Origin of the sequence: Sporosarcina sp. P33 (assembly GCF_002077155.1) — a bacterium.
GTDB lineage: Bacteria > Bacillota > Bacilli > Bacillales_A > Planococcaceae > Sporosarcina.
In genome coordinates this window covers 697,058-712,243 of record NZ_CP015027.1, presented here as the reverse complement: position 1 = coordinate 712,243, position 15,186 = coordinate 697,058, and the positions used below count along the sequence as shown (strand labels likewise).

Here is a 15,186-nt window from a genome sequence, read left to right as displayed (position 1 = left end):
GATTGGCATTGAGCCATTCAGTTCCGGTTATTCTGGCCTGTACATGCCTTGTAGGCTTCGGACAAGGAATTTTATTCCCGATTATTAACGTGAAAGCACTTGAACTGGTTGATCCACTGCACAGTGACCGCGTGATAGCGATGGTGTCCAGCATGATTTTCGTCGGACAGTTCAGCTCTCCGTTACTATTGGATGGAATTGCGAGATTAGCAGGCTTCCCTGAGATCCGGTTCCAGTATTTTGTGATAGGCGCAGCACTTGTCGCAGCAGTTGTCCTGATGGTCTTGTATAAGGTCCTCAGGACGTCTAAAGTTTCAGTAAAAGAAGCATAAATATAAAAGAGACGCTGCCAATAAATGGCCCGTCTCTTTTTCATTACATTTGAACATCTGTTTGGCTGAATGCTTCGTATTCCTGCATTAATGATTGAATCGGCAGCTCATACAGTTGTTTCCCATCAATTTTAAATACCCCATTTGAAACGAGCTTTTCAATTATTTCGTCTCGTTTCGACATACCTGACTTCACCTTTTTGTTTGTTTTCATCGTGCATATCCTCCTTGATTCCCCCTCTAAATATAGCCGATTTTACTTCCGATTAAACCGTATAAAACATAGTTGGAACTTTCGGACCCTTCTGAAAACGCAGTCGCTTTATTTTGATAGTCTGCTAGGAGTTTGTGCTTTATTATCGATTCAAATGCAAACGCATCTAAGTAAATGGAACGTTTGCCGACATCGCCGGCAGGCAAAAGAACAGCTGTAGATGTAACATTTCTTTTTTACAGGTTTTAAGACTAAGGGGTACCATTATGCGGAAAGAATAGATATAATCTAGTTCGTGCATAAATTAGTTTTTCATCATAGGAGGTTGCTATGTTTTTTATCGAGGCGAAGCGTGTCGCAGTTGTATTATTGGGATCATTTTTAATGGCTTTATCACTAAATTTCTTTCTTATTAACGCCAATGTCTATGCGAGCGGGTTTGCCGGCGCAGCCCAATTAGTTTCCAGTGTCCTGACAGATCAGTTGAATATTACAGTCAGTACAGGGATCCTGCTGCTGTTGTTTAATATTCCTGTGTTTATTCTCGGGTGGTTTAAAGTCGGAAAAGGGTTTACGATTTACAGTATGCTGTCAGTGGCGTTTGCTACCATTTTTCTTGAACTTCTGCCGCTCCGATCGGTATCGGATGATATTATGCTGAATGCGGTATTCGGCGGAGTCCTGGCCGGTGTCGGCGTAGGGATTTCCTTAAAGTTAGGAGCGTCCACAGGGGGAATGGACATCGTCGCGATGATTCTTTCTCGCATGCAGGATAAACCGATAGGCGTATATTTTCTGATTTTAAATGGTATCCTGATTGTATTCGCCGGTATTCTGTATGAACCGGAAAATGCATTGTATACAATGATTGCACTGTACGTTACCACATCCGTCATTGATATGATTCATACGCGCCATGAAAAAGTGACTGCGATGATTATTACAAGAAAAGCGGATGATCTTCAGCAGGCGATCCACCGCCAAATGGTACGCGGAATCACGATTATCCCCGCAAAAGGCGCTTATTCGAAAGAGGACAAAAATATGTTGTATGTCGTCATTACACGATATGAACTGTACGATATGGAACGCATCATCAATGAAACAGATCCTGAAGCTTTCACAAATATCGTACAAACAGTGGGGATTTTCGGCTTCTTCCGAAAAGAAGGCGAAAAACTGGCGTAAGGCCCCGATATATACTTTTAGCTGAAACTAAAGACGAACTCTGAAAAATAGGGAGTTTGTCTTTAGTTTTTTATTTGCCGCCGCTTGAACACTGCGCTTTTCAAAGGCAAGAGTTTTGACGTATAAATTTCATAAATGCGCACGATTTGTTGAATTCTTGTGAAAACGTTGGAAAGTGAGCAGATTTTGTATATACTTGAGAATGACTTTCATTATAATAAAGATAATGAACTGCTTGTCATCATAACCGCCATCGTGCGTAGTAAAGTTGGTTGTAGTATATGAAAACATCTGTATGGTTGAGAGAGATTAGACGCCGCACGAACAGTTGGTTTATTATTACCATGCTCGGTGCGCTCGTTATTATTATGCCGGTTGCTTATGTCATTCTGAGCTTTTTTCAGCCGACGAGTGAAAACTGGCAGCATATAAAGGAATTTTTACTGGCTGATTATATTAAAGGATCGATCCTATTGGTGGGTTCGGTCGGATTTCTTTCCACCGCGATTGGATTACTGCTTGCCTGGATCGTTTCGGTATATGAATTTCCGTTTCGAAAACAATTTAAATGGCTGCTCATTATACCTTTGGCGATACCGCCGTACATTGCAGCCTATACGTACAGTACAATGACAAGCTATACCGGGATTATTCAGTCCTTCTTCCGTAATCACTTTGATTATCATTTTACACCGGGGACGATTGAAATTATGTCGCTTCGCGGGGCTATCTTTGTACTGACGTTATTTTTATATCCGTATGTGTATATGATTGCGCTTAACTATTTTGAGAAGCAGAGCGCCACGTATATCGAAAGTGCGAAAACGCTGGGGCTGAATGGATTTCAGATGTTTTTCCGACTGGCATTGCCAATCGCGCGGCCTGCCATTATAGCGGGTTCGATGCTCATTATTTTCGAAGTGCTGAGCGACTATGGGGTGGCAAGTTTCTTCGGAGTACGGACCATTTCGACGGCCATTTTCCAAACATGGTTCGGTATGTATGATATTCATGCCGCGATGCGTTTAGCTGCCTGGCTGCTTATTATTATATTAGGGATATTTATGCTGGAACGCTTTTTGCGAAAAGGACGGAAGTATGACACGAACGTCACGCAAAGCCGTCCGCTCGCACGGAAAAAGCTGCGCGGCTGGACGGCCTTGGCTGCATTTATTTCATGTGCCGGCATTTTCCTTATCGCCTTTTTACTGCCGTTCGTTCAGCTGATTTATTGGTCAGTCAAAACGTATGAAAAAGTTTGGCGTGCAGATTTCTTAAGTTTGATGACCAATAGCCTCACTGCCGCACTAATCGCAGCATTGATCATCAGCTTCTTTGCGATATTAGCTGCACGTACGATTAATTTGTATCCATCAGTATCATCGAATTTCCTGGCGCGTATCATGACTTCAGGTTATGCCGTACCGGGAGCGGTTGTTGCGATTGGCGTACTGGCCTTGTTTATTACACTGGATGAAAAACTGGCATTTATTTATCCTAAGCTGCTGGGAGCAGAGCCCGGAACGCTCGTGCTCAGCATGTCAATCGGCATGCTGATCACAGGGTACGTCATTCGTTTTATGGCGCAGGGATTCAATGCCATTGAGTCCGGCTATACGAAAATTCCGCCATCCTACCGGGAAGCTTCCTTTTTGCTCGGCCGCGGGTTGACGTATACGTTTTGGAAAGTGGAGTTTCCGCTATTGCGCGGTTCAATTCTCATCGGATTTGCACTGGCTTTCCTTGAGATCATGAAAGAACTGCCGCTGACTTTACTGTTGCGTCCGTTTAACTTTGACACACTTGCTACAAGAACATATCAATATGCCATTGATGAACGCATTTATGAAGCTGCACCATCTTCCTTAGTATTAATTTGTTTAAGCATCCTGTCAGTGATTATTATTTTGCGATTTGAGGAGAAGTGAGAGACATGTTTGTAGAAATTCAAAACTTATCATTTCAATATTCAAAGAAACAGCCGCCAGTCATTGACCGCTTTTCATTTACGATTGAAAAAGGGGAGATTGTCGGAATCATAGGAGCAAGCGGCAGCGGAAAAAGCACACTTCTGCGTTTGCTGGCTGGGCTGGAGGATCCGACGGCAGGCAGTATTGAACTGGATGGAAGGCTTATTGTAGGAGAAAAAACGTATATAGAAGCCGAGAAGCGGGGCGTCGGTATGGTGTTTCAGAACTATGCGCTGTTTCCTCATCTGACAGTCAGTGAAAATATTTGCTTCGGTTTACATAAGATGAAGCGGCCGGAACGTAAACAACGTTTGGATGAGATGCTGGAGCTGGTTCAGCTGCAGGACTTCGCAAAACGCTATCCTCATGAACTGAGCGGGGGACAGCAGCAGCGTGTTGCACTGGCAAGAGCATTGGCGCCTTCTCCGTCGATTCTGCTGATGGATGAGCCGTTCAGTAATCTGGATACGAATCTGAAATCATTAATTCGCATGGAGGTACGGGACATCTTACAGAAAGCGAATATTACCTGTTTATTTGTTTCCCATGATCAGGCGGATGTCGATGCGATTTGTGACCGGACAATTTATATTGACTGCGCAACCTATGTAGGTTCAGATAAAGAGCCGCTGACAGTATAATTCAATAAATGTGAGTGCCGGATATCTTTCCGGCACTCATTTTTTGGTAACAGAAGAAAAGTACAAATAATCACTAGACTTACACTAGGAAGTGTATTACAATCTCTGTAGTAATGAAAATGATTCTCATTATCGCAGTCTGGCATTGGCTGGAATGAGAGACAAGGGAGAGAAACTGATGAAGAAGAATTTATTATGGGCATTTGCTTTATTGCTGGCGGCAGCAGTGTTAGGCGCCTGCAGTTCGAGTTCCGACAAAGGGAAACAAACGGATGAGCCTGCAAAGGAAGAAGCACCTGCCGGGGATGCAACAGACGCAAACAAAGATGAAAAGACCGGCGGAGAAGTAAACATTTATACAGCACGCCACTATGACGTGGATGCCATTTTATATGAAGACTTCACAGAGAAGACAGGAATTAAAGTAAATGTGATCGAAGCCAAAGCACCGGAATTGATAGAGCGCCTAAAGCGTGAAGGTAAAAATACACCGGCTGACTTATTCGTTACAGTCGATGGCGGAATCTTGCACTCAGCAAAAGAAGAAGATCTTTTGCAGGCGGTTGAATCAGAAGTGATTGAAGAAAATGTTCCGGCTGAACTTCGCGATCCGGATAACCAATGGATCGGCTTGTCAACACGTGCACGTGTCATTGTCTATTCAAAAGATCGTGTGAAGCCTGAAGAATTATCAACTTACGAAGACTTGGCGACAGACAAGTGGAAAGATAAATTGCTTGTTCGTTCATCTGACAGCTTATATAACCAATCGTTACTGGCATCGCTTATCGCCATTGACGGGGAAGACAAAGCAAAAGAGTGGGCACAGGGCATTGTAAATAACTTGGCGCGCGAACCTGAAGGCGGAGACCGCGACCAGGCACGTGCAATCGTTGCAGGTGTCGGTGATGTGGCCATCATGAACAGTTACTATGTTGGACGCATGTCCGTTTCAGACGAAGCGGAAGATGTAAAAGTGTTTGATCAGATCGGTGTATTCTTCCCGAATCAGGAAACTACAGGAACACATATTAATATCAGTGGTGCAGGGTTGGTCAAGCACAGTAAAAATAAAGAAAATGCTGTGAAATTGATTGAATACTTAACATCTGTAGAAGCGCAAGAAGAAGTTTCCAAAGAAAACTTCGAATTCCCGGTAAACGAAGAAGCGAAGCTGCCGGAAGTAATGGCTGAGTGGGGAACATTCACACCGCAAAAAGTGGAATTTGCAGACTACGGAAAGTATAATCCGAAAGCTGTAGAATTGATGAATGAAGTAGGCTGGAAATAAAACAGACAAAAAAGCAGCTTTCGGGCTGTTTTTTTGTTGCCTGTAATGTAAATTTGCTGCGAAAAAATTCATAGAAAATTAAACGGGCTGAAACGGGTGTTTGGACAGTTAATTATCCAAACACCCGTCAGTAAAATTATTCAATTGTGCCTATTTTTTGTTGGATTCGTTGCAGACTTTTTTGCCAATTGATTTTGACTGCTTTCAGCAAAGATTCCTTATCTCTTTTTCTCAACGATCCAATGATTTGTTTATGTTCTTTGACTGACTCATGAGAGTGATTGTTTTGGCCGAAATAGTATATCTCCATTCGTTGAACTTTTACTTTCAAGTTATCAAGGATGCTGGCAAGTTCAGTATTCTTCGATAGAAGGACTAAATATTTATGAAAATCATTGTCCAGTTGGAAAGCTGAGGCACTATCATTTTCTTCAAGTTTGGATTGGAATCTGGCATTTAGCAGCTCTAACTCCTTAATATCCTTATCTCTTACATTAGGAAACCCTTGCTCAATCGCTAAAGACTCCAACGTTTCTACAATAGAGTAAATATTAGATGCTTCCTTCAGATCAATGGGAGCAACAGTAGTGGAACTATTTGCTTTTGTTATAACAAGCCCCATGTTTTCCAAACGCAGAAGAGCTTCGCGAATGGGTGTCCTGCTAATCCCGAGCATTTCAGAAAGCTCTTGGTCTTTTAATTTAGTTTCAGGCTCTAACTTACCGGATATGATCAACTCCTGTAAGATATTAAATGCCTGATCCCGCATGAAAGTACGTTTAATCCGTAACGTAGGTTTCGATTCCACGGGATTATCCCCTCATTTCTTTTGATCATTTTTATTCTGAAGATCTACAGATGGTCTTTCATATTCAAATTCCCAGAAATCAGCGTTCTTGATGCCGACTTTTACAGGATCAAATACAGGGTCCAAACCTTGCTTCTTTTGGGATTCATAGTCTTTTAACACCTTCAGCACAGGTTTAGTCAGGAAAAGAACGACTATTATATTAATCCAAGCCATAGACCCGTATCCTAAATCACCTAAAGCCCAGGCAAACGATGCGGATTTCACACTGCCGATATAAACGGATATAAGGAAACCGAGCTTTAATGCATACTCAGGCCATATCCATTTAATATTTAGGCCTCTCTTCACATATGCCAAGCCAGTCTCTGCCATGTAAGAATAGAACATAATACTCGTAAATGCGAAGAATAATATTGCTATCGCCAGGAAAGAAACACCGTAGCCTGGCACAAGTGTATCAATAGCACGTTGTGTATAAACAGCCCCAGGTTCCACGTCGCCTATATTATTTACAATGGCCGCTCCATTTTCCGGTGTAACATTATACATCCCAGTTACTAGAATCATGAAAGCCGTCATCGAACAGACAACTACTGTATCGATATAAGTAGATAAAGCTTGTACAAGGCCTTGTTTAGCTGGGTGGGACACTTCGGCAGCAGCAGGTGCATACGTTTCACTGCCAAAACCAGCTCCGTTGGAGAATGCTCCCCGCTTTACACCCCATGCGATCGCGGAACCGATAATTCCGCCAAAGCTTGCATTAGCTCCAAATGCACTTGATAGAATCAATGATAACACATTTGGGAATTCAGTAATATTTAGAATGACCATTGTAATGGCTAAGACGATATAAACCATTGCCATTACTGGTACAACTAATTCTGCTACTCTTGCAATACGTTTTACCCCGCCAATAATTATACAGCCCAAAAGAACTGCAAGTACAATTCCTGTAACCGAAGGGGAAATATTGAATGCTTCATTCATAGAAGCCGAGATCGTATTCACTTGAATATTAGGCAGAAGGAATGCACCTGTAATCATAGTGAAAATTGCGAAAATTATAGCTAGCCATTTTAAATTCAAAGCTTTTTCTATATAGTATGGAGTACCGCCACGAAATTGTCCATCTTGCTTACTTTTGTACACTTGGGCAAGTGTTGTTTCTATAAAGGAAATAGCAACGCCGAGAAAGCCCATGATCCACATCCAGAAAACCGCGCCTGGACCGCCATAGGCAATAGCAGTTGCTACACCTGCAATATTTCCTACGCCAATTTTATCCCCTAATGAAAGAGCAAGCGACTGGAACGAAGAAATACCTGCATCGGAACTTTTACTTTGGAATATTAAGCGGAACATTTCAAATAGATGTCTAATCTGTACAAAACGAGTTGCTATCGTAAAGAAAATGCCAGCGCAAAGTAAAATAATAACCAACACGGGACTCCATACATAACCATTTAACCAATCCACTATATTTTGCATGATATCATCCTCTCGAAAAAACAGTTTAATTAAAGTTCATTAATAGTGGATCATAACATTTGAAAGCGTCATATCCATATTTTCCCAGTGGTTGTAAGCAATTCAATACCGGTTTCTGTTACCAGCAAGTTCTGTTCGAAAAACACTGTACCTACATCCTGTCTGTATAATGCTTTCTCAATTGCTATACACATACCAGCCTGAATAATTACTTCTTCTTCTGAAGTAAAATAGGGCTGCTCCCACGTCATGCCTAAACCGTGTCCCCAGTGTGGCGGGTAAGCGGCATACGTCACATTTGGGTCAGTTTGAACCGAAGAAAAGCCTACACCGTGGTCTAGTAAAAATTGATCTCCTGACTGACAAAGGTTTTTAACCAGTCTTCCCGGTTCGATTTGTTTGATTACATGTTCACATGCTGCTGTTACTAGATTCAACATGTCTCGTTGAATAGCTGTAGCTTCTCCGCCAACGACAGTCGTTCTGCCGAAGTCGCTTAGATATCCCTCGTATGCGATTATTAGATCCACTTTAAATAAATCACCATTTTCCAATTTATTTACATGATCATAGCCAGGGAAATCGGAACTATGTGCGAAATACGCCTTTGAACCTGAATTTGTTACCACGAAATAGAGTACAGCACCTTGTGAAATTATATATTCGATTGCTGGTGCAATGACTTCGCTTTCAGTCTTGTCAGCGCTTACATTACGCATCAAAATATCCATTGCCTTGCTTCCTATACGTGCTGCTTCCCGTATACTCTCTTGTTCGCGCTCTGTTTTTACACTTCTAATAGTAGATAGAAGAAAATCCATTGGCGTAAGTGTTAGCTCAGGCAAGTATTCATTTAATCGTGTACTCAATGAATAGGGAAGCACATCGCCGCCAATTAAGCCGATATTACCGTCAGCCATACCGAGCTCCTTTAAAGTTTCAAAACATAGCCTTGGCAAATCAGGACTGAAGCGTACATCTTTCACAGTAATTAAATGTTCCTGATATTCAGGTGAAGATACGAGCAGGACAGGAGCAGATGTAGGAGGTATGAGTAGTACACAATGAGACCGTCCGCTCCAAAATGGCGGATTATCAGGTAAATAGCATCTTTGCTGATAGTAGTTGGCAAGATAATCGACATCAGCATAGCGGTCGAATGCTCCCCCGCCGCGTGACCATACCATTAGACCAGATAACCCTCTTGCTGCAGCTTCTTGCTGGCAATAAGCTATACGATTTGCGAAATCTTCAACTGGTATATTGTTTGCAAACATATTAAGATCGCTCCTTCAAATGGGGTAAAGCATGAGTCGTGCTCATGCTTTAGGTAAATTAGTTAGGTAGTTAGCTAAAGAGACAAAACCTTCCGCCGCTTCGGTTAATTGTTCGATTTCGATATATTCATCGACGATATGCACTAAGCTCGCATTGGAAGGTCCGTAACCGAGTGTAGGTATTTTCGCGACACCAGCGCTGTAACTTCCATTCGTACAAAATTTATAAGTCGTAAGAGAAGGCGATTGCCCAACAGATTCTAAAGCTCTTAAAGCCTGTGGAACAGCAGGGTGGCTGCTATCCAGAAGCCACCCTGGGAAGAAACGCTTCCCGCTTAAGATCTCACCAGTAAAACATGGTAAGTTTACTTCTGCTACTTCAAATGAATAGTTTTCATTTAAAGAAATAAGTTGTTGGTAGGATGCTAGTACGTCTTCTTCTGTCTCGCCAACAAGTAATCTTCGATCTATAGTAATCGTACAAAGATCTGGCACGATTGACACGCCTGGATAGGGTGATGATTTGATATCAGTCACTACTGTAATACCTTTGCCGAGTTTTTCATGGAAAGGTGCAGTGGAGGACTGCAATGCTTCGAGCATAGGCAATAGCTCGTAAATTGCATTAACACCACTTTCGGGTTGTGATGAATGAGCCGATTTTCCATGTGAAGATATAATGATTTCGGCTCTGCCAAGTTGTCCTATACTTAACTGAAGTGCGGATGGTTCCATAATAATTACAATGTCAGGATGTACCTGGTCAATTACTTTACCAAGCGCTCCACCTTCAAAAATTTCTTCATAAACGGAACAAGAGACATAAATATCACCTTTAGGGCGGATACCATTTTGCTTAATTTGCCGGGCGATTGTGCCGCCAGCAATAACAGCAGCACAGATCGCACCTTTCATATCACTCGTCCCACGTCCATACATTTTGCCATCGGCTATTTCAGCACCAAAAGGATCATATGTCCATTTCTCAGGGCTATTGATAGGAACTGTATCCATGTGTCCATCAAACAAGACAGACTGACCCTCTCCTGAACCGTTGATTTTGCCGATGACGTTTCCATATGCATCTATCCAACACTCGTCATAGCCCATGTCTTGCATTTTATTGTAAAGAAGCTCCGCAACTGCGTGCTCTTCACCCGAGTAACTTTGTATTTGAACAGCTTGTTGTGTCAGCTGAATTAATTCGTCATATACTATCATTTGTTTTTATGCCTCCTATTACTCGGTAGGGTATAGCCCGCGCCACACGATGTTTTGATAATGTTCTGGATCTGTGTCGCCTTCTGTGCTGATTACGGCTACTCTTGATGTCTGATCAAGTCCTATGGCTTTTGCAACTTCTGGATCAGCTAATATTTTCAAATAGTAAACAAGGCCAAGTGGTGCTGCACCTGATTCACCTGATATTACGCGATGGTCATTTTCTAACGGGTTTCCAAGTACTCTCATACCTAGAGCAGCAATGCTGTCATCACAAGAAAAGGCTGCTTTCGCATATTGCCCCAAAATTCTGTAAGCACGTGTATTAGGTTCCCCGCAAGCTAGTCCAGCCATGATTGTATTCATATCTCCAGTCACAATCTCCATATCGCCAGTCCCGCTTTCAAATGAACGGTAATAGCAATTTGCCTGATGAGGTTCAACAATAATTACTGTAGGGGCATTTTCTTTATAACGCACTTTAAAGTAAGCGGCTATTCCAGCTGCGAATGAACCTACTCCTGCTTGAAGGAACAAGTGTGTAGGTGGAGCCATTTGTTGTTCTTCAAAGGTTTCAATCATTTCATGAGCTAAAGCGGAATAACCTTGCATGATCCAAAGTGGTATTTCATCATAACCTTCCCACGCTGTGTCTTGCACCATTACCCAGTTATTCTTCTCTGCTAAATCTGCGCAAATGCGAACCGTTTCATCGTAATTCACATCGGTGATTTTGGCGTAGGCACCTTCATGTTTTAGAGCATCGAGACGAACAGGTAAAGACCCTTTTGGCATGTAAATAACCGATTTCTGTCCAAGTTCTCGAGCGGCCCAAGCAATTCCGCGTCCATGATTCCCGTCTGTAGCTGAAATAAATGTAATGTCGCCAATCTGTTTCCGCACTTCTTGTGATTGCAATTCTTCAAATGATAAGTCGTTCACATCGCGGTCTAACTTGTCTGCTAAATACTTAGCAATCGCGTAAATACCTCCCATCACTTTAAAAGCGTTCAAGCCAAAACGATAAGATTCGTCTTTTACATGAATGGATTCAATATCCAAATGTTTTGCTAAAGCAGATAAATTTCTCATTGGAGTATTCGTATATAATCGATGTGTTTTCTGAAAGTTGAGAACGTTTTCAATTTCATCTGCCGTAAAGAAGGCCAACTCCTCTTCATTCATTTCAGTGTTGAACTTTATGTTTTTTGCCCATTGAAACTTATTTTTATTAATTGACAATAAAATCACTCCTGTATCTTTCATATTTAATATCTCAAATGTAATATATCACATTTACTATTGATGTCAATGAGTATATTTAGAAAAAACAAATAGTTGTATATATTTCATACCTTTAGATATTTCGAACATGTAAATTGGGTGTAAGTAATTAAAATTGCCGTCAAGGAACATTTTAACTTTTATTTTAGTCCTATTTGTAAATACATTACTTCGTCAATGAGTGATATAGATGGGAGAAGGTTGGGGTGTATGTTGGTTTCCTGCATTATAACGCAGGATGGGATCCTCCTAAGGAATGAAGACTTTGCTAGTGATAAGGTAAAGTCACACTCCTGAGAGCTTGTATGAACAGCTAGCGGATTTTAGATATGTTGGTGGGGAATGTATCTGATTAAGAAGACTTGCAGCGCATAGTATTCATAGACGGGCAAAGGAGTATGTGAAGCTCATGTACATTGAAGAAGTTTATAAACGCTGCGCCGCCTACAGAGGTTTGCAAAAGTCCAGTCATTACAAAAAGAAGCACCCGCTGAATACGGACACTTCGATTATTTTTCTTCCTGCAGCGCTTTATACAGCTGTCCTTTTCGTGCGTACTCATTCACAATCCTAGTCATATCCGCACGGTCTTCATCCGTCAATTCGCGTACGACACGGGCGGGCGAACCTATAGCCAATGTGTTTGGCGGAATCTTTTTCCCTGGCGTTACCAGACTGCCAGCTCCGATAAATGCACCTTCTCCGACCTCCGCGCCATCGAGAACAGTGGCCCCCATCCCGACCAATGCGCCGGTTTTAATTGTACAGCTATGGAGCATGACTTTGTGGCCGATCGTCACATTATCCTCTAGGATTAATGGGAAACGCGGGCTTTGGTGAAGGCAGCAGAAATCCTGTATATTTACTTTTCTTCCGATAATCGTTGGTGACACATCTCCGCGGATGACCGTGTTAAACCAAATGGATGATTCGGGGCCAATCGTTACGTCACCTGAAATGGTTACGTAATCTGCAATGTAGACGGATGGGTCAATTTCTGGTAATTTACCTTCGTATGGATAAATCAATCAAATCTCCTCTTTTCTAAAATTTCATGTATAATTTATCCTAACAAACATTAGCGGTTTCGGAAACATAAGAATGAAACAGATAGAATAAGCTAGTCAGATAAGGAGTGATATCTGTGTGGAAGTGGGAAGCAGAAGGTAAGGCAAAAGGTGTTATCGTCATTGTACATAATGCCTATGAACATCATAGAAGATATGCGTGGCTCATTCAAAAGTTTCGTAATGACGGGTTTCATGTCGTATCAGGGGATCTTCCGGGGCATGGCAAAGAAGGGGTAGAGGTTCATGCTGAAGCATTTAGGGATTACCGGAGATTTATCAAGAAAATGATCCGCACCGGTTTGGATGATAATTTGCCGGTATTTTTATTTGGGCATGGTCTGGGTGCAACATTCATTCTTCGTTTACTGCAGATGGAACGCATCGAATGTGCTGGTGTCATTTGTACATCACCATGGCTGCATTTGGAACACCATCCGCCAATCCGTGCGAAGATGTTTACGAAGTGGTCTCAGACGATGACATTAGACCATGAAATCACACCTGAATTATTATCACGAAATGAAGAATTTCTAAAGGAGTATGCGGAAGATCCAATGTATGTGCCGATTGTAACTGGCGGCTGGTATAGGGAGCTGCAAACACTTATGAAATCTGTCATGCAGCCTGATTTAATTATCCAGGACGTACCGCTGTTGTTGCATACAGGCGAAGCAGATGAAATCACAAATATTGAACATACGCGTAAGTGGGCATTTGCCCAAAATTTATCCGAACTTCAGCTGAAGCGGTGGAAAGACGTGCAGCATGATATTATTCAGGCGCCTGAACAAGAAGGGATCTATTTGTATACGCAATCGTTTATCAATAATGTCCTTCATTCGCTCGGATATATTATTGAATGAAGTGAGGTCGCAGTGATATGAGAGAACGTCTGTACATAGGTGTAGCCGGAGCATTCGGGGCTGTAACCCGTCTTTTGTCAGGACAGCTGCTGCCGGTCAGCGGCTCTTTTCCTGCCGCAACATTCACGGTGAATATGCTGGGAACATTTATGCTGTGCTATCTGACAGAAGCAGCCCGCCTGCGCGGCCGGTTGAGTTCAGTGGCTGTTACTGTTGTAACAACGGGCTTTCTTGGCGCATTCACTACGTTTTCCGCAGTCAGTTTTGAAACGGTCGGGTTGGTTGATGACGGATTGCTGTGGATGGCGGGGATCTATGTAGCTGTCAGTCTGCTCGGAGGACTGGCCATGGCAGCTCTTGGCTTTCTGTCTGCAAGGAGAATAGGGTCATGATCTGGCATATTTTGGCGGTGGGATGCGGCGGGTTTATTGGAGCGCTGTTGCGTTTTGAAGTGTCAGCCCGCCTGAATCGGAGCAGCTTGCCGTACGGGACATTGCTTGTAAACAGTATCGGCAGCTTTTTCATCGGCTGGATCATTGGGATGGAGCTATCCGTTCAATGGACATTGTTTTGGGCGACGGGTACAGCGGGTGCGTTAACGACCTATTCCACATTGATGAAAGAGATCTGGACGTATTGGACAGAAGGCAGCAAAGGGCGTGCGGCGGGCTATGCTTTGCTGACGTTCGCAGCAGGTACAGGCTTAGCTTATTTTGGCTACAGCATGTAGAAAAGAGGTTCAAATGAATACAAATACGAAACAAGGAACTAAAAAGAACAAACAAAAAAAGTGGATGACTTCATTTTTGATTGCTGTGGTCATTGCCATAGCCGCAGTTTACTTTCCTGAACTGTTCGAGGATGAAGAAAAAACACCTAGCCGCTCAGGATTAATTCCTGTTGAATTGGTCAAAACAATCGACGGCGATACAATTAAGATTATGTATGAAGGCAAAGAGGAAAATGTCCGGTACTTATTGATTGATACACCGGAGACAAATCATCCGCGCCTCGGTAAGCAGCCTTACGGACAGCAGGCAAAAGTACGTAATCAGGAACTGCTGCAAAAGGGGAAGCTGGAAATTGAGTTTGATATTGGCGACAAGTATGATAAGTACGGCAGGTTACTGGCGTATATCTACATAGACGGAAAAAGTGTCCAGGAACAATTGCTGAAAGAGGGCCTGGCACGGGTGGCGTATGTATATCCGCCAAATACCCGTCATCTGGATGCATTTGAAAAAGCCGAACAACAAGCCAAGAAATCAGGCATCGGCATTTGGACACTGGAAGATTACACGACCGACAGGGGCTTTGACAGTGAAAAATATCCTGCCGACTCCGTAAAAATTCCAGTATACGGCGAAACACAGGATTTCAAAAACTGTACGGAACTTCGTAAAGTATATCCTGAAGGGGTGAAGAAGGGCCATCCTGCGTATGCTGACCATTTGGACCGTAACAGGGATGGTCGTGCATGCGAGTAAGCACTGAACCATATACGTAGTAATTTCAGGCTCCCAATCCGCCGGT

The 15,186-nt window shown here is 42.6% G+C and carries 16 protein-coding genes; 9 read left to right on the top strand and 7 right to left on the bottom strand.

Going from position 1 to position 15,186, the window contains the following annotated elements; all coding sequences use genetic code 11:
* Positions 1-8: 8 nt before the first annotated feature.
* On the top strand, positions 9-332 hold the full coding sequence (locus tag SporoP33_RS16285) for an MFS transporter (RefSeq protein WP_231293289.1): 324 nt from the start codon (positions 9-11) through the stop codon (positions 330-332).
* A 43-nt stretch (positions 333-375) separates the two neighbouring features.
* On the opposite strand, the gene SporoP33_RS03405 is transcribed toward SporoP33_RS16285, so the two are convergent.
* A complete protein-coding gene (locus SporoP33_RS03405) occupies positions 376-546 on the bottom strand; it encodes a Fur-regulated basic protein FbpA (RefSeq protein ID WP_081242452.1) in 171 nt (56 codons plus the stop codon).
* Positions 547-876: 330 nt separating this feature from the next.
* Between SporoP33_RS03405 and SporoP33_RS03395 the strand changes: the two genes are divergently transcribed.
* The 4 genes from SporoP33_RS03395 to SporoP33_RS03380 all read left to right on the top strand — a co-directional run bounded on the left by SporoP33_RS03395 (position 877) and on the right by SporoP33_RS03380 (position 5,636).
* Positions 877-1,734 (top strand): YitT family protein, encoded by an 858-nt coding sequence (locus SporoP33_RS03395; protein ID WP_081242450.1) that lies wholly within the window; start codon positions 877-879, stop codon positions 1,732-1,734.
* 281 nt (positions 1,735-2,015) lie between these two features.
* A complete protein-coding gene (locus SporoP33_RS03390) occupies positions 2,016-3,662 on the top strand; it encodes an ABC transporter permease (RefSeq protein ID WP_081242449.1) in 1,647 nt (548 codons plus the stop codon).
* Positions 3,663-3,667: 5 nt separating this feature from the next.
* Positions 3,668-4,345, top strand: a complete 678-nt coding sequence (locus SporoP33_RS03385) for an ABC transporter ATP-binding protein (RefSeq protein ID WP_081242448.1) — start codon at positions 3,668-3,670, stop codon at positions 4,343-4,345.
* A gap of 178 nt (positions 4,346-4,523) precedes the next feature.
* Complete coding sequence (locus SporoP33_RS03380; RefSeq protein ID WP_081242447.1) at positions 4,524-5,636, top strand: Fe(3+) ABC transporter substrate-binding protein; 1,113 nt, start codon at positions 4,524-4,526, stop codon at positions 5,634-5,636.
* Between the two features lie 136 nt (positions 5,637-5,772).
* Here the strand turns inward: SporoP33_RS03380 and SporoP33_RS03375 are convergent, their stop codons facing one another.
* The 6 genes from SporoP33_RS03375 to SporoP33_RS03350 all read right to left on the bottom strand — a co-directional run bounded on the left by SporoP33_RS03375 (position 5,773) and on the right by SporoP33_RS03350 (position 12,748).
* Positions 5,773-6,405: a GntR family transcriptional regulator gene (locus SporoP33_RS03375; protein WP_081244736.1), complete on the bottom strand. Its 633-nt coding sequence runs from the start codon at positions 6,403-6,405 to the stop codon at positions 5,773-5,775.
* Positions 6,406-6,456: 51 nt separating this feature from the next.
* A complete protein-coding gene (locus SporoP33_RS03370; RefSeq protein ID WP_081242446.1) occupies positions 6,457-7,938 on the bottom strand; it encodes an alanine/glycine:cation symporter family protein in 1,482 nt (493 codons plus the stop codon).
* Positions 7,939-8,006: 68 nt separating this feature from the next.
* A complete protein-coding gene (locus SporoP33_RS03365) occupies positions 8,007-9,215 on the bottom strand; it encodes a M24 family metallopeptidase (protein ID WP_081242445.1) in 1,209 nt (402 codons plus the stop codon).
* A gap of 42 nt (positions 9,216-9,257) precedes the next feature.
* Complete coding sequence (locus SporoP33_RS03360) at positions 9,258-10,436, bottom strand: YgeY family selenium metabolism-linked hydrolase (protein WP_081242444.1); 1,179 nt, start codon at positions 10,434-10,436, stop codon at positions 9,258-9,260.
* Positions 10,437-10,454: 18 nt separating this feature from the next.
* Positions 10,455-11,687, bottom strand: a complete 1,233-nt coding sequence (gene dpaL / locus SporoP33_RS03355; RefSeq protein ID WP_231293327.1) for a diaminopropionate ammonia-lyase — start codon at positions 11,685-11,687, stop codon at positions 10,455-10,457.
* A 542-nt stretch (positions 11,688-12,229) separates the two neighbouring features.
* Entirely contained in the window at positions 12,230-12,748 is a 519-nt protein-coding gene (locus tag SporoP33_RS03350; protein ID WP_081242442.1) for a gamma carbonic anhydrase, read from the bottom strand.
* 116 nt (positions 12,749-12,864) lie between these two features.
* Between SporoP33_RS03350 and SporoP33_RS03345 the strand changes: the two genes are divergently transcribed.
* Genes SporoP33_RS03345 through SporoP33_RS03330 form a run of 4 tightly spaced genes read left to right on the top strand, consistent with a single transcriptional unit; the run spans position 12,865 to position 15,140 of the window.
* The gene (locus SporoP33_RS03345; RefSeq protein ID WP_231293288.1) at positions 12,865-13,653 is read left to right on the top strand and encodes an alpha/beta hydrolase; all 789 of its coding nucleotides are present in this window, start codon (positions 12,865-12,867) and stop codon (positions 13,651-13,653) included.
* 17 nt (positions 13,654-13,670) lie between these two features.
* Complete coding sequence (locus tag SporoP33_RS03340; RefSeq protein WP_081242441.1) at positions 13,671-14,045, top strand: fluoride efflux transporter FluC; 375 nt, start codon at positions 13,671-13,673, stop codon at positions 14,043-14,045.
* Positions 14,042-14,383, top strand: a complete 342-nt coding sequence (locus SporoP33_RS03335; RefSeq protein WP_081242440.1) for a fluoride efflux transporter FluC — start codon at positions 14,042-14,044, stop codon at positions 14,381-14,383. Before SporoP33_RS03340 ends, SporoP33_RS03335 begins: the two co-directional genes overlap by 4 nt.
* Before the next feature lie 13 nt (positions 14,384-14,396).
* Positions 14,397-15,140: a thermonuclease family protein gene (locus SporoP33_RS03330; protein WP_081242439.1), complete on the top strand. Its 744-nt coding sequence runs from the start codon at positions 14,397-14,399 to the stop codon at positions 15,138-15,140.
* Positions 15,141-15,186 lie beyond the last annotated feature (46 nt).